Origin of the sequence: Amycolatopsis dendrobii (assembly GCF_014145675.1) — a bacterium.
In the GTDB taxonomy this organism is placed as follows: domain Bacteria; phylum Actinomycetota; class Actinomycetes; order Mycobacteriales; family Pseudonocardiaceae; genus Amycolatopsis; species Amycolatopsis dendrobii.
In genome coordinates, this window is sequence record NZ_JACGZW010000005.1 from 420,062 (window position 1) to 442,082 (window position 22,021).

Genomic DNA, 22,021 nt, shown 5'->3' on the forward strand with positions numbered 1-22,021 from the left:
AGCTTACGATGTACGCATAAGCAGCGGAGACCGCCGTGCCCCCGATCGCCGTCGCCGTCCCGATCCTGTGGCTGGCCTGGCTCGTCCTGACCGAATGGGTGCCGACGCACCCGCTCAACGATCTCGCGCCGGGCAATCTCCGCCCGCGACTGCTCGCCGCCGCGATCAACTACCCGTTCCCGCTGCTCATCGCCGCGGGCGTGGCGCCGCACCGGCCGTGGTCGTCGATCGCGGCGCCGGCGTTGTGCGTGCAGCGCCTTGGTCGTCGGCCTGCTCGCCCTGGCCATGTCCGGCACGACGCTGGCTGCCACGCTGAGCGCATGAACGACACGCCCCGCCGCCGGCCGGGTCGCCCGCCGCAGGTCGGCGCCGACCAGATCGTCGCGGCGGCGATCGGCCTCATCGACGACGACGGCCTCGACGCCCTGACCATGCGGGCGCTCGGCTCCCGCCTCGGGGTCGCGGCGATGTCGTTGTACCGCCACGTCCCGCACCGCGACGCCGTGCTCGCCGCGGTCGTCAACCGCCTGGTGGCCACCGCGCTCGCCGACCTCGAACCGCGGGAGTCCTGGCCGGAGGCGGCGACCGGGTTCGCCGAGGCGTACCGAGCCATGCTGCTGAGCCATCCGAACGCGGTCCCGCTGCTGGCCACCCACCCGGTCGACGTCGAAGCGGTCGCGCCGCTGCTCGCGGGCGTGCTCGACCGGTTCGCCGCGGACGGCATCGCCCGGGAGGACGCGCTGATCGCGGTGCAGTCCCTCGGCGTCTACACCCTTGGCCACGCGCTCGCCCAGGTCGGGTCGCCGCCGGAGGCGCCCGCCGACCCCGCCGCCGCCGAGTACTACGACCGGTGGTTCGCCGCCGGGCTGCGGGCCATGGTCAAGGGATTCCAGCCCTGATCAGGCGTCCGATTTCGCCTTGTCCCGCCGCCCCCAATGGATGTGCTGCTCCTCCCGCATCCGCTCCACCGCGTCCGGATAGTGCAGTTCGAAAGCGGGCCGTTCGGACCGGATCCGCGGCAGTTCGGTGAAATTGTGCCGCGGCGGCGGGCTCGACGTGGCCCATTCCAGCGAATTGCCGAAGCCCCACGGGTCGTCCACGTTGACCTTCTCGCCGTAGCGGTAGCTCTTCACCACGTTCCAGATGAAGGGCAGCACCGAAGCGCCGAGAATGAACGCGCCGATGGTCGAAATCGTGTTCAGCACCGTGAAACCGTCGCTGCGAAGGTAGTCCGCGTATCGCCGCGGCATTCCTTCCGCGCCGAGCCAGTGCTGCACGAGGAACGTCGTGTGGAACCCGATGAACGTGGTCCAGAAGTGCCATTTGGCGAGCGGTTCGTCGAGCATCCGGCCGGTCATCTTCGGGAACCAGAAGTAGATCCCGGCGAACGTGGCGAACACGATCGTGCCGAACAGCACGTAGTGGAAGTGCGCGACCACGAAATAGGTGTCGGTGATGTGGAAGTCCAGTGCGGGCGCGGCCAGCAGCACCCCGGTCAGCCCGCCGAGCAGGAACGTGACGAGGAATCCGACCGACCACAGCATCGGCGATTCGAACGACAGCGTCCCCTTCCACATGGTGCCGATCCAGTTGAAGAACTTCAGCCCGGTCGGCACCGCGATCAGGAACGTCATGATCGAGAAGAACGGCAGCAGCACCGCACCGGTGGCGAACATGTGGTGCGCCCACACCGTCGCGGAAAGCCCGGTGATGCCGACCGTCGCGAACACCATCAGCCGGTAGCCGTAGAGCGGTTTCCGGCTGAACACCGGAATGATCTCGGTGACGATCCCGAAATACGGCAGCGCGACGATGTACACCTCGGGATGGCCGAAGAACCAGAACAGATGCTGCCAGAGGATCGCCCCGCCGTTCGCGGGATCGAAAACGTGCGCGCCGAGCCTTCGGTCCGCCTCCAGCGCGAACAGCGCGGCGGTGAGGATCGGGAACGCGATCAGCACGAGAATCGCGGTGAAAAAGATGTTCCAGGTGAACAGCGGCATCCGGAACATCGTCATTCCCGGCGCCCGCAGGCACAGGATCGTCGTCGTCATGTTGACCGCGCCGAGAATCGTTCCCAGACCGGACACGATGAGGCCCATGATCCACAGATCGCCGCCGACGCCGGGACTGTGCACGGCGTCCGACAACGGCGTGTAGGCGGTCCAGCCGAAGTCCGGCGCCCCGGCGGGCGTGAGGAACGCGCTCAGCACGATCAATCCGCCGAAAAGGTACAACCAGTAGGAAAACGCGTTCAATCGCGGAAACGCGACATCCGGAGAGCCGATCTGCAGCGGCAGCACGAAATTGGCGAATCCGAACACATTCGGCGTCGCGTACAGCAGCAGCATGATCGTGCCGTGCATGGTGAACAGCTGGTTGTACTGCTCCTGCGACAGGAATTGCAGCCCCGGCTGGGCCAGTTCGCCGCGCATCAGCAACGCCATCGCGCCGCCGACCAGGAAAAACGCGAACGAAGTGCCGAGGTAGAGCAGCCCGATCTGCTTGTGGTCGGTGGTGCGCAGGATGCCCAGCAGCACCGAGCCTTTCCTGCCCCGGTGCGGCGCGGCGGCGATCACCACTGGCCGGGGCTTCAGCTGTGTCATGACCGACCTCCCGCGCACCCGACGATCGCCGGGCAGCCCGCGGCGGCCCGGCCTCACCCGGGCCGGGTAACCGGCCCCGGCCCGCGGCAAACCCCGGCTTTGTCAGCTGCCCCGGCGGTGCGGCAACTGTCCGTTCGTCAGCGCCGCACCGAACACCACGGCCGCGCCGATCACCAGCAACACCGCCCCGGCGGCCGGCGCGGACGCCCACCACACCACGCCCGACGCGGCCACCAGCCAAGCCCCGGCGAGCGCCTCTTTCCGGGCCGGCGGCGTCGCCTTGCGCGCACGCAGTCCCGCGCTGCCCAAGGCGAGCACGCCGATCGCGAGCACCGCCAGCACCGGCCAGTACATTTTCTTTACTCCCGGAACTCGCCGCTGTGCCTGCGGTAGGCGACGGTCACCGAGATCACCGAGAAAATCGCCAGCAGCACGCCGACGATCAGCGAATTCGTGCGGATCGCGTCGCGGTGGCCGTCGACCGGGTAGCCGAACGCGAAGGGCGCGGCGATGAGCCAGAACCCGATCGCGACGTTGACCAGTCCCAGCCAGCGCGCGCGTTCCGGCAGGCCGAACCGGACCAGAGCGACCGCTGCCACGGCGATCCCGCACGCCAGGCTGTTCCAGAAGCCGGCCGTCGCGGACAGCGTGAACGAGTAGCTGTACGCGAACGCCGCGAACACCAGCCAGGCCCCGGCCAGGAACTCGGCGGTGAGCGGCAGCCTGCTTTCCCGCAGTTTCCGGTCCTGCGGCGTCAACGCGGTGAGCGCCACGCTCATCTTCATTCCGTGGTCACCTCCTCGCCGGGGCTACTGCCCGGCCTTGATTCCCGGTTCGCCGTGATCGAACTGGATCGCCTGGTGCAACGGCACCGACGCGGTCCGGGCGGGCCGCGGAGCGCGCAGGCCCATCGGCAGGACCACGCGGTGATGCGCCGCTTCGAGGACCATCGCGCTGCACGCGTACCAGGCCAGCACCGCGGACGCGAGCAGGAAGTACGCGGCGATCGTGCGCACGACGCCGACGTCGCCGATCAGGCCGATCGCCAGCAGCGTCGCCCCGGCGGCGAGAACCGCGAGCAGCGCGCAGAGCACGAGGCTTTCCGCCAGCGCGGCGAGCGCGCCGGTCCAGGTGATCGCCGCGAGCCCGACGAACCAGAAGCCGATCGCGGCCGCCGCGACCGGGCTCGCCGTCGTCGAAGGCAGCCCGCCGAGACCGACGAACAACTGGTAAACGCCGTAGCCGATCCAGAACGCGCCCCACGCCCCGTGCACGACCGTGGCGAGCGCGTCGCGGGCCCGGTACGACCACATCCCGGCGAGGAACTGCGCGACGCCGCCGAAAGCGAACGCGAACGGGGCCAGCAACAGCGGCGTCGTCGTGCTGTCGCCGAACCAGCCCGCCATGTTGGCCGCCACCATGAACGTCGACACCGCGAACCCGGCGAGCCCCAGGATCGACGGTGCGGCCACCGGACTCAGATTGATGTGCGTGTGCTCGCGCCAGAACGAGTATTCCGCGCCGTCGCCGCCCGCCGGCACCGCGCGGCCGGGCATCTGCATCTCACGGGTCATCTCCGGCTCCTTCCCAGCCGACCACCCCTGCCCGCCGCGCGTACCCCGCCGTCGACCTGCGGAACCCTGCATCTGCTACGCCGAACGAGTGAATTTCGTCCCCAGCCGGGCGACGGGCAGTGTCCATTTCGGACGCGACACTCCCCCGCGCGGACGGGATGCCAGGCGACCAGGGGTCCGATATGCCAGGGTGTGCGCATGGCGAGCGTCCGCGGTTATCTGTTGTCCTGGACCACTTTGCTGCCGTTGATCGCCCTGGTCCTGCTGGCGCTCACCTGGGGTCGCACGCTCGGTCCGGTGCCGGTCGCGCTGGTGGCGATCGCGCTGGCGGGCACGGTTCTCGCCGCGGTGCACCACGCCGAGGTCGTCGCGCACCGGGTCGGCGAACCGTACGGCTCGCTGGTGCTCGCGGTCGCGGTGACCGTGATCGAGGTCGCGCTGATCGTCACGATGATGGCTTCCGGCGGCGAGAAGGCCGACACCCTGGCGCGCGACACGGTGTTCGCCGCGGTGATGATCACCACTAACGGCATCGTCGGGCTGTCGCTTCTCGTGGGCGCGCGCCGGTACGGGGAAACGCGTTTCCACCCCGAAGGAAGCGGCGCGGCCTTGGCGACCGTCGGCACGCTGGCGACGCTGAGCCTCGTCTTGCCGACCTTCACCACAAGCACCCCGGGTCCCGGGTTTTCCGCACCGCAACTGGCTTTCGCGGCCGGTGCGTCGCTGGTCCTGTACGCCACGTTCGTGGCGACACAGACCGTCCGTCACCGCGATTTCTTCCTTCCCGTCGACCACGACGGCGAGACTCGCGAGGAGGAGCACGCGGAACCGCCGAGCGCCCAGAAGACGTTGGTCAGCCTCGTTCTGCTGCTGATCTCCCTGGTCACCGTCGTCGGACTGGCGAAGGTGGAATCTCCGGCGATCGAAGCCGGCGTGCGCGCGGCCGGGCTTCCGCAGTCTTTCGTGGGCGTGGTGATCGCCCTGCTGATCCTGGCCCCGGAAACGCTCGCCGCGGTCCGTGCGGCACGGCGCGACCGGATGCAGATCAGCCTCAACCTCGCGTACGGCTCGGCGATCGCCAGCATCGGCCTGACGATTCCGGTCATCGCGCTCGCCTCGGTGTGGCTGAAGGGCCCGCTGCTGCTCGGTCTCGGGCCGACGCACATCGTGCTGCTCGCGCTCACGGTGGTGGTCAGTGTGCTGACGGTGGTGCCGGGGCGGGCCACGCGGCTTCAGGGCGGGGTGCATCTGGTGTTGCTGGCGGGATTCCTGGTGCTGGCGATGAATCCGTGAGTTCGCCCGCGGTCTGGTCGCACGCTCCACAATGGAGCATCTTCGGACCGCCTCCCGGCCGCGGGCATCCGCGGGCCGGCCCGGTGCCGGCGGATCGCCCGCGAACGAGATTCCTGATTCGCTTATCGTTCCGGCGACCTGAGTCCGATCGCAGGTCGAGCTGCTTTTCCACCGCTTTCCCCGGATCTTCGCGGGACGTCGCCGCGGTGCGCGGGAGGAAAAGGACGCCGGTTTTGTCGGTGCTGCTCCGTATCCTGGCCAGGTGAAGATCCAGCAGTCCCCCGTCCCGTCCGCTGCGGCCGGTGAAGCCGCGCGCAGAGCTTCTCCCGGCAGCCGCCCCACGTTCCCCGGCCGTCCGTCGGCCGATGCCCGTTCCGTTCGTGCCGCCGGCCTCGCGCCTGTCGTCGTGGCGAGCGCCCGAGGCGTCGCCGCCCGGCTCGCGGCCGCCGGGTTCGCCCGCGGCTCCGTCGGCGAGGTGCGCCCATGAGCGGCCTCTCGTCCCCCGCGACGGAAGCAGTGGAGCGCCCGCCCGCCAAGCCCGGGCTGCTGATCAGCGTGCTCGTGCTGTCGGCGTTCGTGATGATCCTCAACGAGACCATCCTGAGCGTCGCGCTGCGCGACCTCACCGTCGACCTCTCCGTCCCGACCACCACGATCCAGTGGCTCACCAGCGGCTTCCTGCTCACCATGGCGGTGGTCATCCCGACGACGGGGTTCCTGCTCGAACGGTTCACGCCGCGGCAGGTGTTCGTCTTCTCGCTCGCCTCGTTCAGCCTCGGCACGCTGCTGTGCGGCGTCGCGCCCGGGTTCGGCCTGCTGATGGCGGGCCGTGTCGTGCAGGCGTGCGGCACCGCGGTGATGATCCCGCTGCTGATGACCACCGTCATGCGGCTCGTGCCCGCCCAGCGCCGCGGCGCGACGATGGGCACGATCAGCATCGTCATCGCGGTCGCGCCCGCGATCGGCCCGACGATCGGCGGCGCGGTGCTGTCGTCGCTCGGCTGGCGGTGGATGTTCTTCATCGTGCTGCCGCTGTCGCTGGCCGCACTGGTCACCGGGATGCTGCAGCTGCGGATCGACAGCGAAACCCGCGCGGTCCCGCTCGACGCCCTCTCGGTCGTCCTGTCCGCCATCGGTTTCGGCGGAGTTCTGTACGGCCTGTCGTCCGCGGGCGAATCCGCCGAGACCGCGCTGGTGCCGCCGTGGCTGCCGATCGTCGTCGGCGTGGTTTCGCTGGCGGTGTTCGGCTGGCGGCAGCTTCGCCTGCAACAGCGCGACCGGGCCCTGCTCGACCTGCGGCCGTTCACCCACCGCAGCTTCGTAGTCGCGCTCGGGCTCAGCGCGCTGCTGTTCATGTGCCTGATCGGCGCGGGCGCGATCCTGCTGCCGCTGTACCTGCAAACCGTCCTGCACAAGTCGACCTTCATCAGCGGCCTGGCCGTCCTGCCCGGCGGTCTGGTGCTCGGCCTGCTCGGCCGCCCGGTCGGCGCCCTGTTCGACCGGGTCGGCGCCCGCCCGCTGGTCCTGCCCGGCGCACTCGCGATGGCGGTCTCGCTGTGGCTGTTCTCGTTGCTGGGCCCGGGTTCTCCGCTGGTCGCGGTGATCGGCATCCACATCGTCCTGATGGCCGGCCTGGGCCTGATGATGACCCCGCTGATGACCGAATCGCTGGCCGCGCTGCCCGACCACCTCTACTCGCACGGCAGCGCGATCCTCTCGACCCTCCAACAGGTCGCCGGCGCACTGGGCACCGCGGTGTTCATCAGCGTCGCGACCCTGAGCAGCGCCGAACACGCCGCGGTAAGCCCCGATGCCGACGGCCTGCACATGGCGTTCGTCGTCGCCGGCTGCATCGGAGTGGCCGCGGTAATCGGAGCCTGGTTCGTCCGTTCGCCCCGCCCGGAACGAACGGAGGAGGCCTGACCCCGTGAACGCAGACCGGCTCGATGTCGTCGCCCGCACCTTCACCGCATCGATGACCAGCATCCGCGGCCGACGCGTCCACCGGCTGATCATGCGCCGGATGGCAGGCTACGACCACGTCCTGCCCGCCGCCACCGCCGACGGCGCCCCAGCGCTGCTGGCTCTGTCCGCCGACGGCCGAGCCGCCCTGTGCCGCAGCGACGGTCGCGGCCCGTCCGCAGACCTCGTGACCTGCGGCCCGACGCCCGGGGTCACCGTGACGTCCGCACACGACCTCACGAAGGACTCGCTGCCGGTGCTGAACTGGACCGTCCGGCATCCCGGGTTGCTGCACGTCGCGGGCCCGCTGACGATCGTTCCCGGCGAGACGGAGCAGGAGGGGATCGAGGCGGCCCTGCGTCCTGGATGACCGGCTCCGGGTTTCCTCGAAACGAGCGGCTCGAGGCCTGGCCGCGACCGGACGCCGGTCGTCAGTGCAGAGCTCCGAGCCGCTCGTTTCGAGGCGGATGAGCTACCAGCGAGCCGCGGAGAAACCCGGCCGAGCGCGCCGAGCCGGGCCAGCGCCCGCCATCCGGCGGGGCAGGCGTCCCGGTCTCACCGGCCGAACGCACGCTCCCACCGTTCGACGTCCGGCAACCTGCCGTCCGGCGCGGACCAGCAGGCCTGGAGCAGGTCGTAACCGTCGTGGACCAGGGCCGCGTGGGCGGGCCAGCGCTCAGCGGCCCAGCCGGGCTCGTTGTGCACCGAATCCACCCCTGCCCGGGTCGCGCCTTCCAGCTCGAACTGGAGGTCCCGGCGCGCGGCCGCACGCGGAACCGGCGCACCGGCCAGCACCGCGCGGGCAGCAGCGCGGACGCGAGACCCAGTCCAGTCCAACGTCTTCCGATGCGCCCGCGGCACCACCGCGTACTGCACCGCCACGGCCACCACGACCCCGATCGCCGTCTGCGCGAAACGGTCGGCCACCGCGGGCCACACCGGGCCCGGCAGGCTCGCGACCCCGGCAGCCAGCAGGGCGAGCGGCGTGATGACGACCGTCGCCACCGCGTAATTCCGCGGCACCACCAGCTCCACGCAGAACTGCAACACCGCCAAGACCACGATCAGCACGACCCCGGACGGCGCGACCATCATCACCACTCCGAACAGCGCGAGCCCGGCCGCGGTCCCGACAAACCGGTGCAGCGCACGGACATTCGCCCGCCGCCGGTCCAGCCCTTGCTGCAGGACCACCAGAGCGCTCAGCACCGCCCAATGCGGCCGTCCGAACCCGGCTGCCACCGCCAGTTCCCCGGCGGCCACGCACCCGGCGCCCACGCGCAACGCCGTCAACGCGGCATGCGAACGCAACGGGACCGCCCGCCGCAGCCGGTACCCGAGGCTCGGTCGCGGCAACGGCAGCTTCCCCGGCGGAAGTTCGACGGACTCCCCCGGCGACGCGTCCGCGAACCGCCGATGGGCGGCGAGCAACGTCGCCGCCAGGTCCGGTTGCGTGCCCCGGCGCGGATGTCCCGCGTCGTGCAGCGCAGTCCATGCCGCGGACACCGCGGCACCCGCCGCGTGCCGCGCCTCGGCCGTCTTCCGCTCGGCCGAGACGAACGCGTCGACGGCCCGCACTGCCCGTTCGACGGCCGTCCGCTCCGGCTTGGCCCGGTCGGCCAGCACCCCGGCCATCGACACCACAACCGACGATCCGACCCCCGCCGCAGCGCACCCCAGCACCACCCAGGGCTGGGCTCCCGCCTCGACCGCCGCCTGCGCACCCGCACAAACGAGCGCGAAGAACAACGGCCCGGGAGGCCCAAGCCGCAACGCGTCGACGACGTAGGTGGCCAGCACCGCGACCACGGAAACCACCAGCACCGACACCGGCCCGGGCGGAACCGCAGACCCCACCGCAGCACCCAACGCAGCCGCCGCGAGCAATCCGGCGCCGGCAGCAGCCACGACGCCCGCCCGAACCCGGTACGGCCGCCCTTCGCCGTACAAGACCGCGAACGTCCCGAGCGTGACGAACAACGCCGAGGCAGCGGCCCCCGCCAGCACCAGCGCGATCCCCGGCACAGCCACCGCGGCCGCGGCCCGCAACCCCGCCGACCACCTCCGCCCGACCGGCGGCAACGCGAACATCAGCGCCCGGAACCCCGCCACGCGAGGCAACTGCTCAACCGGCTCGGGCGACGATCCCATCCGCCCATCCCAACACGCCGCCACCCGCCCCGAAAGCCCGGCTATGCCAGGCAGAGACCGCGAGCACACTCTCCGGCGCGGGTTCGTTCCGTGATCGAAACGCCTGGCCTGGGAACTGAGAGGCATTGCCAGGCCCGTCGGACACGGCAGTCAGGCAACCAGCCGGTCGCCCACGCAATGACCAGCTCTCGCGCCCCTAGCCGGCCCTGCGCAATTCCCGGCCGCGCGAGCGCGCCGCCACCTCCACTCGCAGCCCACGTCAAGTGCGCCGCTAGGACCGTCCGGCACTCGTCCCGGCGACCGCCGCGGCGCACTCCGTCGTGAGTTCGCTCCACAGCTGAAACGCTCGATCTTCGATCGGAAATCTCAAGCTGAGCAGCAGTCCGCGCTAACCCCACCGCCATCCGGCGCAGCCCGGCTCAGGAACACTCGCCGTCCGCAGCCAGGCCCCAGCCGGTCACGTGGCCCGCCCCGTGGACCGCTCCGCGGCGGATGGCGCCCGATGCGTCGACGATCGAGGCTCGACCAGAACCCCAGACGTCGCGGGCGGCCAGCAAGCGGTTCACGCGCCCGCCGGGCGGGTCTGAACTCAACCGGCGTGCCGATCTCGGCCCGGTTGAGCCCGCAGTCCGTCGCCCGGACAGGAACCCTCACCGGAACTCAGCCCGCGCGGCCGCCTCCCCCACCGTGACCGGGTCCAGGTCCGGATGGGCTGCCTCGGCCCGTTCCCACTGCGCAGCGGCCTCCTCCGAAACTCCTTGCGCCGCAGCGACATTTCCCAACCCCAGATAACCCCGCGCCGCCTCGTGCGTGCTGCCGCAGGCCTCGGCGCGGGTCACCGCTTCCCGGTACGCCGACTCCGCACCCGGCTGGTCCCCCGCACGGAACCTCGCCCAGCCAAGGCAGTTCAACCCCATCACGACGTCCAGTTCCAGCCCCAGTTCCTCGAACACCGCCAGTGTCTCCTCGACCAGGCGGGCGGCTTCGGCAGGCCGTCCCAGTGCCGTCAGGACCAAGGCGACACCCCGTGCCGTGATGGCGCCGCTGCGCCGGTTGCCGGTCAAGTCGTAGAAGTCGGCCGCGGAGCGCAGGTCGCGCAAGGCCTGTTCGTGGTTGCCCCGGTAGTGCTCGGCCCACGCGGAATGCGCCAGGGCGGTCGCTTCGCCGTGCCGGTCGCCGATTTCCCGGTACTCCCGAAGTGCCTGGCGGTAGCACTGGGAAGCCTCGTCCAGGTCGCCGCGGTCGACGTAGGCGATTCCCAGGTTCGCGGTGGTCGTCGCGGCGGCCCAGCGGTTGCCGACCGCTTCGGCGGCGGCGCGTGCCCAGCGGTGCGTCGCGATCCACGGGTCCCACAGTTTGGTCAGGTAGAAGAATCCCCGCAGGAAGAACGCCAGCTGCCAGCAGCGCTCGGACTCCCCGGCCCGGCGGCAGAGCGCGACGAGGTTCGGCCATTCCGCGCGGAACCAGGCGATCGCGCTCTCCTGGTCCGGGAATTTCACCTCCGGCAGCCCGGGCGGACAGGTCACCTCCGGGCGGTACCGCGGGCCGCTCATCGCCCGGTCGGCGCGTTCCGCGGTCGCGACCGAGAAATCGGCCAGGCGGCGGAAAGCGTCCTCTCCGTTCACGCCGGAGGCGGCGAAAACCCTTACCAGGTCGTGGAAACCGAACCGGCCGAGCTCCGGCTGGGTGAGCAGGTACGCCTGGTGCAGGCGGTCCAGCAGGCGTTCGGCCGCCACCTCGTCCAGGGAGCCGAGTGCTTGCGCGGCGGTGACGTCGAAGTCCGGGCCGGGGTGCAGGGCCAGCAAGCCGAACAGCCGCGCTTCCGGCTGCTCCAATTGGCGGACTGACAATCGAAAGGCGGCGGCCAGGCTTCGTTCGCCGTCGTCGAGTTCGCCGAGGCGGCGGGTTTCGTCGGCGAGGCGGCGTTCCAGTTCCGCGACGTCCCACGCGGGATGGGCGCGCAGGCGGGCCGCGGCGATCCGGATCGCCAGCGGGAGGCGGCCGCAGCGGTCGGCGATGCGCAGGGCCGCGTCGGGGGCCGCCCCGGTCAGGGCGGCGACCAGGGCGGCGGCGGAAGCGGACGGGAGGACGCCCAGCGAGACGTGCTCGGCTTCGTCCAATGCGGGCAGGCGCGAGCGGCTGGTGATCACGACCCGGCATTTCGGTTCCGCGGGCAGCAGCGGGCGCACCTGCCCGGTGCTGCCCGCGTTGTCCAGCACCAGCAGGAAACTCCGGCCGCGCAGGCAGGTCCGGAACAATGCCGCGCGGTCGTCCGGATCGGCCGGGATCCGGTCGGCGGGCACCTCCAGGATCCGCAGCAGGCGGTCGTGCGCTTCGGCGGGCGTGACCGGTTCGCCGGAGGTGCCGCGGAGATCGAGAAAGAGGCTGCCGTCGGCGAAGGACGCTTCGAGCCGGTACGCGCACCGCACGGCGAGCGCCGTCTTGCCGGCTCCGCCCATCCCCGAAATGACGCAGACGCCGCCGTCGGACTCGAGAATCTCGCGTACGGCCCGGGTTTCCGAATCGCGGCCGGCGAAGTCGGCGGTCACCGGCGGGAGGCCGGACGGGCGGACGTCCGGCCGGGTCCGGCGTTTTCCGGTTTCCGCGGGAACCAGTGCGGCAAGGGCTCCAGGAGTGCCGAATTCGGATTCACACAATCTGGCAAGTGCGGAATTCGGGGCAGCGAGGCCGGTTTCGACCTTGCTCAAGTACCCCTTGCTGTAATGCACCCGCGCCGCCAGCTCGGTGAGCGACAGCCCGGCCGAGGTGCGCAGCCGCCGCAGTTCCGCCCCGAACGTCGCGCGCGCTGTCATCCGCCCCCACCTTCTTCTCGCTCCCAGTATGACGGTCCGGCAGACGCCGGCCCGTGGTTTCGTCACGGCGCGGTCCGCACCGACACCGGCGGCGCGACCGGAGCCGGTCCGCCCGGATGACCGAGGGCGAGTCCGGACACGAGAGCCACCCCGGCGAGCCACAACGCGGCGCGCACCAGCAGAGAAAACGAACAGACGACCTTCACGACAAGCTCCTTCCGAGGATTTCCGCCTGCCTGAACAGCGGCTTGCCCCGAGAATGCGGGAGCGCGCGGCAATCGGGGAAGGAGTTTCCTGTTTCCACCTTAATCGCGTGAACGGGGAACAGGAGGCAACGCCGGAGTCGTATTGCGCTGAGGCCGCGGCGAAAGACCGCCGGCTCCGGAGAGCCGGGGACCAGCCCGCACACCGGCTCCGATCCGGCGAGCACACAGGTTACGAGATCGAAAGCCGGGCAGCTGACCGTTCGCCAGCAGCACGGCCGGAACAGTCACCCGCCGTTTCCGGAAGGCGCCATCCGAGCGAATTTGCGCCGCGGATAAACCCGGGCTCGCCAGCCGGACGCGGGAATGGGAAATCATTCCGGTCACAGTCCGTGCGCCACCGCCGGGCAAGGCTGGACATCGGCGCCCGCATTGCGGAACAGTGGCTGCGGGCGGGGAGACGCGAGGGAGGAACGGGTGGAACCGAACGCGGCGGACTTGGTCGCGGAATTGAAAGTTCTCCGGAAGGGGCGCGGCGTATTCACCACTCCGCTCGGGATTCGGGTCGGCCCGGTCCTGCGCGAGGTGTGCGGGATTCCCGACAACGCGGAAAACGTCGAGATCCGCGACCGGCTCGCGCACGTGCTGGAGCCGCTGGCCAAGACGCTCCCGGACGACCTCCGCATCGCCGTGCTCGCGGCGTTCGCGATGCACGAGCCGGCGCGCAAGCCGTTCTACCAGGAGCGGGTGCACTGGGCCGCGCGCGAACTCGACCGCGACGACCGCACGATCCGGCGGCGCATCGACGAGGGCATCGAGCACGTCGCGCACCTCGCGCTCGCCGGCCCGCGCGAGGGCGGCGCGAGACCCGCGCCCGAGGGCAGCTGGCACACCGAACTGCTGCGCGTGTCCCTTGCGCTGGACCAAGAGCGGCCCGAAGTGTTCGAGTTCCGGCGGATCGTCGCCGACGCCGACGAGATCGCCGAACTCGACCTCGCGCTCACCCTCACCACCACCTCCGCGACGTCCGGGCCGGTGCGGGAAAGCGATCTCGACGTCGACGTCTTCCACGGCGGCACGCTGGTCCGCCGCGCGATGGAGTCGAACGACCGGGTCGGGCTGGCGCTGCAGCTGGCCGAACCGTTGCCACGCGGGAAAACCCACGACCTCGCGCTGCGGTTCCGCGCGGAATTCCGGCATCCGCACTACGTGTGCGTGCCGCGGCATCCGGTCGACCGCTTCGATCTTCACGTGCGCTTCCCGGCCGCGCCGCCGACCGAAATCGTGCGGCTGGACCGCGTATTCCAGGACGACGCACGCGATCTGGGCGCACGTGGCGACGTGGTGAGCCCGGACGGCTCGGGCGAGGTGCACCTGCGGTTCGACCGGCTCGCGCCCGGTTTCGCCTACGGCATCCGGTGGAGCCCGGCCGGCTGAACCCCGCCGGCCGGGCCCGGAGCCGGTCAGTGCGTGATCATCGCGATTCCCCTTCCCGATCGGGATTTCTCCGACCGCACCGGGATCGCCGCCGCGCCGCGCCGCGCTACCGGCGGGCGGAACCTGTCCAAGATCTGTCCAGGTCCGGGCGAATTCCGTTGCCGCGCAACGGACAGAAGCTGGACAACACCCGCGCGGGCGCAACATCCGCGCCCGGACGGCCGACTCCCGGATCGAGCGGGCGAGACCACCGCGGCCGCCCGTACGAAAGGAACGACCCCTATGCCCACCGCCACCGTGCCCGAACCGGTCGAAGGCTACGTCCCGCTCGCCGCGCTGCCGCGCCCGTCCGGGCTGGCCGAAAGACTCGAAACCGTGGTCCGCGCGGCCCGCGACGGCGTCCCCGGCGCGGCTCCGGAACTGCTGGCGCTGCTGAAACCGGTCATCGCGCGCTACTGCCGCGCCCGCATCGGCGGACGCGACCTGTCGTACCTGTCGGCCGACGACGTCGCGCAGGAGGTGTGCATCGCCGTCCTCCAGGCCGTTCCCGGATACGAGGACCGCGGCGGATCCTTCCTGCACCTGGTGCGCGCGATCGCGGCGAACAAGGTGGCCGACGCGTTCCGCGCGGTGTCGCGCGACCGTTCGCGACCGGTGTCCGACGTCCCGGAGAACCCGGATCTCGGCGACGGCCCCGAATCGCACACGCTGACCGCCGACCTCGGGGCTTCGCTCGGCAGGCTGCTGGCCGGGATGCCGAAGCTGCAACAGGAAATCCTGACGCTGCGTGTCGTCGTCGGCCTGACGTCGGCCGAAACCGCGAAGGCGCTCGGGATCTCGGCGGGCAACGTCCGGGTGACGCAATGCCGCGCGCTGGCGAAACTGCGGGACTCGATCCAGGAGCAGGGGCTCGCCGAAGCGCTGCTGGCGTGAACTCGCAACATCGCCGCAACTGGTCCGGACCACTGGAGAAAAAATCTCCGAAGTTCACCCGCTCGGGCCACCTCGGCGGCGCGGGCGGGCCCGAAACGCCCGGATCCGGACCGGCTCAGCCCGCGTCGAGCCGCCGTTTCATCCGGCGCAGGAACGCGATCCGGTCGGTCTCCACGCGGACCGCCGTGCGGTCCGGGTAGATGTCGAACACCCCGGTCATCCCGGTTTCGGCCAGCCTGCGGCCCGCCGCGCCCGAGGGGTGCGCGAGCAGCCGCAGCACCACGCCCTCCGCGGCCGCGCGGTCCTGCGCGGCGCGGAGGACGTGGACGCCCGCGTCGCTCAGCTCGGTCAGCCCGGTCAGGTCCAGCACCAGCGCCATCGGGCGCTTGGCCAGCGCGAACGTCACCGCCCGCACCACCACCAGCGCGGTGCCGGCGTCGAGTTCCCCCGCCAGCAGCAGCGTGAGCACGTCGAGGTCGTCGTAGCGGTACGACGACTTCAGCCGTGCCGATCCCTGTGAGCCGGCTTCCATCCGCGTGCAGCACTCCCTGTCCAGGCGGGGCCTGTCGCGCCCGCTCGTCCACCCGACACCATTCTGGACCTCCGGGCACGGTGACCGCGCTCACACTCCACGCTGGCACCATGTCAACGCGGGCTGGTCCGCTTGTCCTACGACGAAAGTCGGGAACTGAGTCAGCCCGACCTTCGGCGGGTTCCGTCATTTACCGACATTCACGACGGTGGGTCAGTACCTGACCACTGCTCCCCGTACCCACCGGAGATGATCACCAGTGCGTATCGCGCGTACCGCCGCAGTCCTGTCCGGCCTGGCCTTCGCCGCCGTCGCCGCGGCGGCCCCGGCCACCGCCGCCCCCGCTCAGCCCGCCATCATCGACGGCAGCACCGCCGACTCCCTGCACGCCGCCGCCCGGATGTTCGCCGGCGGCCAGGAACTCTGCTCGGCCACGCTCATCGCTCCCGACTGGATCCTCACCGCCCGGCACTGCACGCAGGGCGCGGGCGGCAAGCAGATCACCTTCCACGTCGGCAGCCTCGACCAGACCCAGGGCACCGAGGTCTCCGCGACGTCGGTGCACGACTCCCCCGACGCCGACATCTCGCTCGTCCAGATCGACCAGAAGGTGCAGACCGAGTACGCGCCGCTGGGCACCGCGAGCGACGTCAACGTCGGCGACACCGCGCAGGTCTACGGCTGGGGCGCCACCTGCACCGACCAGCCCGAGATCAACTGCCAGTCGCAGGTGCTGAAGGTGGCCAACGTCCAGGTCACCTCGGTCAACTGCCCGGACGGCGCGGCGGGCGTCTCGGTGTGCGCCAACCGCGGCGACGGCATCACCGCCGGCGGCGACTCGGGCGGCCCGATGTACGCCAACGGCAAGCAGGTCGGCGTCGCGTCCACGAGCGACCGCCAGTCCTACACCGCCTACATCAACATCACCCAGTACCGCGACTGGATCCAGTCGGTCGCGGGCGTCTGATTCGCAGCGGCCCGGGCCAGGACGGATCCCCTGGCCCGGGCCGCTGTTTCACCCCTCCCCTCTTCCCTCCCCGTTCCTGGCCCGCGCGAGCACCTCCTCAAGGCGGAGCGGGCTCGCCGGGTGGTGGCTCAGGCACAGCGGCGTCGACACCCGCCGGAACCCGAACGCCTCGCCGGACACGTAGAACTGGGCCCGCTCCAGCCGCGAGATGTCCGCCACCGGACTCCCCTTCGCCCGAGCCATCTCGTTCGCCGCGGCGATCTGCGCCGGGCTGTTGAGCCGCCCGAAGAACTGCGTCATCGCGTTGCCGGCGATCTGATTGTGCAGGCCCTTCGGCGCCTGCGTCGCGAACAGCAGCCCCAGCCCGTACTTCCGGGCCTGCGCGGCGAGCACGATCGTGCTGCGCGTGCTCGCGGTGAGCGACCCGGACGCCGCGAGCGTCTGCGCCTCGTCCATCACGAACAGCGCGCCCAGCGGCCGGTCCCCCGCCGGATTCCGCTTGATCCACGCGAACAGCTCCATCTGCAGCTGGTTCACGAAGCTCTGCCGCTGCGCCTCGGCGGGCAGCCCGGCGAAGCTGATCACCGAGATCCGCGCCCGTTTGCCGCCGGCCGGGGTGAGCAGCAACGCCGGGTCGACCGGGGTCCCGGCTCCGGCGAACAGCGGGTCGTTGACCATCGCGGCCTTGAGCAGCTCCGCGACCTCAGCGGCGATCTTCCGGCCTCCGTTGAGATTCGTGACGCCCTCGGGGAGGTCTTCGAGGACGTCGATCAGCTCCGGCAGGCTCCGCGACCCGGTGCGGGCGTGGTGCACGATCGTCTGCCGCAGCACAGCCAGGCCGATGTCCGCCTTCGCGGTGCTGCCGGTGAGCCGGGCCTGCGGCGCGAGAGCGGCTACCGCCACCTCGACTGCCGCGGAGAACTCGTCCTCGTCGTCCAGCACCCCCGCGAAGTCCGGCAACGGCTCGAATCCGAGCGGACGCCCGGTGGCGCGGCCCGGGGTCCAGACGACGACGTCGGTGCCCTCGAAGTAGCGCTCGGCGAGCTGGGCGTCTTCCGGCCCCCAGCCGCTCGGCGGACTCGGCCACGCGTCGCCGAGGCGGGCGAGGTCGTTGTTCGGGTCCAGCACGATCGACGACACGCCGAGCAGCGCGCATTCCTCGATGATGCGGCGCAGGAGCACGGTTTTCCCCGACCCGGAACCGGCGAAGACGGCGGCGTGCTTGCGCAGAGCGGAGAGTTCGATGCGGACGGGCTTGCCGGAGCCGGTTTCGGTGCCGAGGGTGAGGGTGCCGTCAGGTGGCGGGTGGGTCCCGTCGGAACGAGGGGCCTGCGCGCTTCCGTTGCGGGCGGATCGCTGCGTTTGCGCTGGTACAGAGGTGGGTTGCGCGAAGAGGGGCGGCTGGGTCGGTGAGTGCTGGACCGGGGGCGCGGTGCGCTCGGGGCGTTGCGCGGTATCGGGCAGGACGCCGGAGAGCAGCTGGGACCGGCGCGCGGGACGGCGGTCGATGAGCCATTCGTGGACGTCCGGGCCGCCCTTGACGAACATCTCGTCCAGCGCCCAGAACGTGCGGACGTCCGCTTCGGACATTTTGCGCCGCTTCCCGCCGGCGGCTTCGAAGGCCCGCAGCTCGGCTTGGGTCTGCTTGCCTTTGGACCACGACGAGTTCCTGATCACGACGAGGTGCCGGTTGTCCGCTCCCCGTCGCTGTCCGGCGGCCGAACGAGCCTTCCGGAACCGGTTCAGCACCGCGACAGCATGATTCGCGGCGATCGCGCGGAACGCCCAATGCTCCTCAAGATCCGAAGCCTCGTCGAGGGTGTGGGTGAGCCAGGCGTGCAACTCGCCGTCGCTGCCGCGGGTGTCCCACTCCATCTCGTCGTCGCCGACCTCGGTGATCCAGCCGCGCAACGCGGCCGAGAGCAGCCGGGGCATGACCTCGTCCTCGACCTTGTGGTCGAGCAGCGCTGACGGATCCGCCTCGGCACGGAGCTGCTCGAACCAAGCATCGAGTTCGGCGAAACGATCAAGCTTCGGGTGGGAACGCTCAGGCAGCGCCGTCGGCGTATCCGGATCGAAGGTGGTCATTTCCACCACTCGCTCGGCCCGGACGCACGCCTCGATGTGCGCACCGACTCGCTTCAGCATCTCCCGTGGGGTGCATTCCTCCCACGGGCCGTCGAATGCCGAGGCGGCCACCGGCCAGGTCGCATGCGGAGGAGTGAAATCCATCGCGGCGTAGGCGACCCCGAGACGCCGTTCCACCAGGCGCCGACCCACTTCGCCGTCCAAGACCCGTCCGAGCGTGCGCGTTTCCTCGAACCGGTCGGGCACGGTGTCGGCAGCCTTCTCCTTGACCAGTTCCCACGTCGAGGGCAGGCACGCGAGCACGGTCACTGTCCGGCGGGTGATGTCCCGCAATCCCATCAGCCCGTCGGAGATCTGGGCGACAACCAGGTCGGTTGTCCCTGACCTTCCGCTTTCCCTCTGCAGCTTGTCCGAACTGGCGACCAGCGTGTCGAACTGGTCGACGCTGATCACCAGCGGCCCGGTGAGCGCAAGCAATCGCGTGATGTCGTGCACCTGCGCCGACGAGGACTTGGGCTTCATCCCGATGCCCCATTTGCGACGAGCACCGGACTTCGTTTCCTCGTTGCGGCTGAGATACTCGTTGCCGACCTCGTTGTGAGTCGCATCGTCCGAGGCGTACAGCACCAGTGCGCGGGCCGTGTCCGCACATTCGATCGCGACCTGCCGGTCCAGTTTTCGCAATCCAGCCAGAAACGCTTCGAGATGCGACCGGCTCAACCTCCGGCCGCTCAGCAACGCCGTAGTGCTTTCCCACGGCACGTCGCTGCGCTCGCACACCCGCCGCACGAAGCTGCGCACCTGCGGCTCCCCTGATCCGTCCAACCGCGACAGCCCCTGACGCAACGCGTCGGCCGCGTCCTCCCAAAACGCGTCAGCGGCAGTGAGGTTGTCCAGGAAGAAGTAGCCGCCTGCCTGATGCGCCGCCCGCCGGACCATGCCGAGCAGATGCGTCTTGCCGACGCCCTTCATCCCCTGCATCGCGAGGCCGATCGGGCTCGGTCCGTCACTCGCGGCCGCATGGCGGATCCTGGCGTCGATCGCGGCCATCACGTCGGCGTGCAAACCGTCGACGTGGTAGGGCGAATCCCGCCACACGTGGTCAGGCGCGTCGACCCAGTCGAAGCGCAAGGTCGCCAGAACAGCGAGGTGTTCGATCATGACGCCTCGATGGAGAGCAGATGATTGTCCTCACCGCCGATGCGCACGGCCGCCTCCCGGTCCGCAGGAGTGAGAGCCTTGCGATTGGACTCGGGCACCAAGTGCGCCTGCCCGGTGCGGCTCAGCTGTTTGAGCACTGCGTCGACCTCAGTGCTCGCGGCACCGCCGAGCAACGGCCGGAGGTCAGCAAGGCCGACCCAGCCGCGGGGCGAGCGGGCGAGCTTCCGGTACGCCGTGCGGATCTGTTCCTCCAGATCCGCCGCCGGCGGCGCTTCCCCGCCGGTGAAAACGTCCTTGAGGGAGACGTCGTGCAGCCGCAGGTACTCGAAGAACCGGTTCAGCGCCAGGTAGGCCACCACGGTCAACGTGCTGCGCACCGGCTTCGGCGGAGTCAGCGCGGCGAGTTCCTCCTCGCACCAGACCCAGCCGTCGTCGGTCAGCTGGTGCACGAACGCTCGGCCGGATTTCCGGCTGCTGACGTACTTTTCGTTGAGCTTGAGCCGGTCTTTCCCGTCGAGGGCGAAGCCTGCTTCCTTCCGCAGCTGCGGGTTCGACATCTCCTGGCCGTGCACCATCAGCGCCATCATCGCCGCGGACTGCTTGTGGCTCAGTCGTTCGTGCATCCGCCGTCCTTTCTCACCGGGCGGCCCGGCCGCGGGCGCGGCGGGGCGTGGGGATTCGCGGGGCGCGGCTAGCTGCCGGTCACCCGCACGTCGAGCACTCGCCGGGCCCAGTCCAGGACTTTCTGGACCCGTGGCGGCGGCGGGATCGCGTCGTCGTCGTCCCGGCGCGGGCGCAGCAGCACCGCCAGGTCCGCGCCGAGTTCTTGTGCGCGCACGCTGTCTCCGGCGCCGACCGCGGCGGGCATTTCGCTCGCGAGGTCGTCGACGAGGTCCCACAGTCCGGGCCGGAGGCGGGCGTGCACTGCTTGCCGCAGCAGGGAAACGAGGTCGGTTTGGCCGGTGTCGACCAGGGTCCGGCCCGCGCCGATCTCGTCGGCGAGGCTGCGCGCGACTTTCGCCGGGCCGTTCACCGAGCTGAGCCGCAGGTGCCGCAGATTCCCGAGGTATCCGGACAGCTCGCGCGGATCGGTTCCTTCGGTGAGCACCGGGATCAGCCTGCGGTCCTGGCCCAGCGTGCGGTGCAGGAACAGCTCGACCTCCGCGAGCTGCCACCGGCTCGCCTTGCCGTCGATCACCAGGCACAGGTGCCGCGCGTCGGTCTCCGCGCGGCCGAGCCAGGACCGGTCGCCCGACAGCGATCTGCCGACCCGGATGCCGAGTTTTTCCAGCTCCGCCACCACGTTCTTGGACACCTCGAGGTTCGAGCGGGGCATGCTGACCTGGATGTCGTAGGCGAAGTTCTGCGTCTTGGTGCGCACCGCCGCCACGTAGGCGTCCCGGTTTTCGGCCAGCAGTTCGGTCCGGTCGAAGGAATGCGCGATCACCGCGGCGACTGTCTCGAGGGCGAATCCGATCTGGTCCGCGCCCGGGCTTTTCTCCAGCAGCACGGGCAACTGCTCGCCGAAGGTCCAGTACGACACGTACGGCAGCGTGAGGTGCCGCGCGATCACCGCGGGCGGGACATCCTGGTCCAGCCAGCTGTCGAAGAGGCTTCGCGTCTCGTTGAGACAAATTTCCCGCCAGTTTTCCGAGCGGTCGTACTCCTCGCGCGTGTCGAACCGCGAGAGCACCGGCAGCACCGGCAGCTGCGGACGGTCGTAGGGCAGGGCATTCCGCGCGGCATTCGCTCGGCGCGCGACATCGACCGCGCCGCGCAGGCTCTGCATGTTCGCGGTGTAAAGGACGACCAGCCGGTCGGGCAAATGCGCGGTGCAGATGCCGCCGACGTCGGAGATGCCGGTGCGGCTGTCGAGCAGGATGTAGTCGTAGTCCGCGGTCCACGCCTCGCGGCAGCGTTCGAGGTACTCGCCGAACTCGTCGTCGTACAAGCTTTCCCAGTCGATTCCCTGTACCTGTGCTGGGTAATCGGGGCTGTCGGCTCCCGCGGGAAGGAAGTCCAGCGCGCCGGTCACCGTGTCCAACTCGACCGGGAGGACGTGCCGGTTCGGCTGGACGGAGCCCGCCCGGAAGTCGGTCACGAGGTCGACGACCCCGCCCTGCAGCTCCGGGTTCAGCCGCGGGCGGAAGTACTCGCGCAGGCCCGGCGCTTCGAGGTCCCAGTCGACGCACAGCACGCGATGGCCCCAGCGGGCCAGCAGCACCGCGACATTGGCCAGCGTGAAGCTCCGGCCCACCCCGCCTTTGTAGGAGTAGAACGTGATCACGGTTCCGGCCATCG

19 protein-coding genes are annotated in these 22,021 nt (G+C 70.5%); 8 read left to right on the forward strand and 11 right to left on the reverse strand.

Going from position 1 to position 22,021, the window contains the following annotated elements; translation table 11 throughout:
- Positions 1-35: 35 nt before the first annotated feature.
- Positions 36-899 carry a TetR/AcrR family transcriptional regulator gene (locus H4281_RS45600; RefSeq protein WP_182891883.1) on the forward strand — a complete coding sequence of 288 codons (864 nt, stop codon included), beginning with the start codon at positions 36-38 and terminating at the stop codon, positions 897-899.
- On the opposite strand, the gene ctaD is transcribed toward H4281_RS45600, so the two are convergent.
- The 4 genes from ctaD to H4281_RS16970 form a co-directional block, all read right to left on the reverse strand.
- On the reverse strand, positions 900-2,606 hold the full coding sequence (gene ctaD / locus H4281_RS16955) for an aa3-type cytochrome oxidase subunit I (RefSeq protein ID WP_182891884.1): 1,707 nt from the start codon (positions 2,604-2,606) through the stop codon (positions 900-902).
- Between the two features lie 102 nt (positions 2,607-2,708).
- Positions 2,709-2,960, reverse strand: a complete 252-nt coding sequence (locus tag H4281_RS16960) for a hypothetical protein (protein WP_182891885.1) — start codon at positions 2,958-2,960, stop codon at positions 2,709-2,711.
- Between the two features lie 5 nt (positions 2,961-2,965).
- Complete coding sequence (locus H4281_RS16965) at positions 2,966-3,391, reverse strand: SPW repeat domain-containing protein (protein WP_182891886.1); 426 nt, start codon at positions 3,389-3,391, stop codon at positions 2,966-2,968.
- Positions 3,392-3,415: 24 nt separating this feature from the next.
- Positions 3,416-4,180: an acetate uptake transporter family protein gene (locus H4281_RS16970; protein WP_182891887.1), complete on the reverse strand. Its 765-nt coding sequence runs from the start codon at positions 4,178-4,180 to the stop codon at positions 3,416-3,418.
- 198 nt (positions 4,181-4,378) lie between these two features.
- Here H4281_RS16970 and H4281_RS16975 point away from each other — a divergent pair, with 198 nt between their 5' ends.
- From H4281_RS16975 to H4281_RS16990, 4 genes are all read left to right on the forward strand, one after another.
- Positions 4,379-5,473, forward strand: a complete 1,095-nt coding sequence (locus tag H4281_RS16975; RefSeq protein WP_182891888.1) for a calcium:cation antiporter — start codon at positions 4,379-4,381, stop codon at positions 5,471-5,473.
- Positions 5,474-5,735: 262 nt separating this feature from the next.
- Positions 5,736-5,960, forward strand: a complete 225-nt coding sequence (locus tag H4281_RS16980; protein WP_182891889.1) for a hypothetical protein — start codon at positions 5,736-5,738, stop codon at positions 5,958-5,960.
- The gene (locus tag H4281_RS16985; RefSeq protein WP_182891890.1) at positions 5,957-7,396 is read left to right on the forward strand and encodes an MDR family MFS transporter; all 1,440 of its coding nucleotides are present in this window, start codon (positions 5,957-5,959) and stop codon (positions 7,394-7,396) included. Before H4281_RS16980 ends, H4281_RS16985 begins: the two co-directional genes overlap by 4 nt.
- A 4-nt stretch (positions 7,397-7,400) precedes the next feature.
- The gene (locus H4281_RS16990) at positions 7,401-7,805 is read left to right on the forward strand and encodes a hypothetical protein (RefSeq protein WP_182891891.1); all 405 of its coding nucleotides are present in this window, start codon (positions 7,401-7,403) and stop codon (positions 7,803-7,805) included.
- Between the two features lie 185 nt (positions 7,806-7,990).
- On the opposite strand, the gene H4281_RS46235 is transcribed toward H4281_RS16990, so the two are convergent.
- From H4281_RS46235 to H4281_RS45205, 3 genes are all read right to left on the reverse strand, one after another.
- Positions 7,991-9,586, reverse strand: coding sequence for an FUSC family protein (locus H4281_RS46235; RefSeq protein WP_182891892.1), 1,596 nt, complete (start codon positions 9,584-9,586; stop codon positions 7,991-7,993).
- 650 nt (positions 9,587-10,236) lie between these two features.
- A complete protein-coding gene (locus H4281_RS17000) occupies positions 10,237-12,399 on the reverse strand; it encodes an ATP-binding protein (RefSeq protein WP_220507311.1) in 2,163 nt (720 codons plus the stop codon).
- Between the two features lie 62 nt (positions 12,400-12,461).
- Positions 12,462-12,605: a hypothetical protein gene (locus H4281_RS45205; protein WP_220507312.1), complete on the reverse strand. Its 144-nt coding sequence runs from the start codon at positions 12,603-12,605 to the stop codon at positions 12,462-12,464.
- A gap of 474 nt (positions 12,606-13,079) precedes the next feature.
- Between H4281_RS45205 and H4281_RS17005 the strand changes: the two genes are divergently transcribed.
- Positions 13,080-14,039: a hypothetical protein gene (locus H4281_RS17005; RefSeq protein ID WP_182891894.1), complete on the forward strand. Its 960-nt coding sequence runs from the start codon at positions 13,080-13,082 to the stop codon at positions 14,037-14,039.
- A 282-nt stretch (positions 14,040-14,321) separates the two neighbouring features.
- On the forward strand, positions 14,322-14,972 hold the full coding sequence (gene shbA / locus H4281_RS17010) for an RNA polymerase sigma factor ShbA (protein ID WP_220507313.1): 651 nt from the start codon (positions 14,322-14,324) through the stop codon (positions 14,970-14,972).
- A 115-nt stretch (positions 14,973-15,087) separates the two neighbouring features.
- Here shbA and H4281_RS17015 read toward each other — a convergent pair whose 3' ends face one another.
- Positions 15,088-15,504: an STAS domain-containing protein gene (locus H4281_RS17015; RefSeq protein WP_009076775.1), complete on the reverse strand. Its 417-nt coding sequence runs from the start codon at positions 15,502-15,504 to the stop codon at positions 15,088-15,090.
- Positions 15,505-15,763: 259 nt separating this feature from the next.
- Between H4281_RS17015 and H4281_RS17020 the strand changes: the two genes are divergently transcribed.
- Entirely contained in the window at positions 15,764-16,471 is a 708-nt protein-coding gene (locus H4281_RS17020; RefSeq protein ID WP_182891895.1) for a S1 family peptidase, read from the forward strand.
- 48 nt (positions 16,472-16,519) lie between these two features.
- Here H4281_RS17020 and H4281_RS17025 read toward each other — a convergent pair whose 3' ends face one another.
- The 3 genes from H4281_RS17025 to H4281_RS17035 all read right to left on the reverse strand — a co-directional run bounded on the left by H4281_RS17025 (position 16,520) and on the right by H4281_RS17035 (position 22,019).
- A complete protein-coding gene (locus H4281_RS17025; protein ID WP_182891896.1) occupies positions 16,520-19,720 on the reverse strand; it encodes an ATP-binding protein in 3,201 nt (1,066 codons plus the stop codon).
- Positions 19,717-20,343 carry a hypothetical protein gene (locus H4281_RS17030; protein WP_220507314.1) on the reverse strand — a complete coding sequence of 209 codons (627 nt, stop codon included), beginning with the start codon at positions 20,341-20,343 and terminating at the stop codon, positions 19,717-19,719. The genes H4281_RS17025 and H4281_RS17030 overlap by 4 nt, the downstream gene beginning before the upstream one ends.
- A 68-nt stretch (positions 20,344-20,411) precedes the next feature.
- Complete coding sequence (locus H4281_RS17035; protein ID WP_182891897.1) at positions 20,412-22,019, reverse strand: tyrosine-protein kinase family protein; 1,608 nt, start codon at positions 22,017-22,019, stop codon at positions 20,412-20,414.
- Between the last annotated feature and the right edge of the window lie 2 nt (positions 22,020-22,021).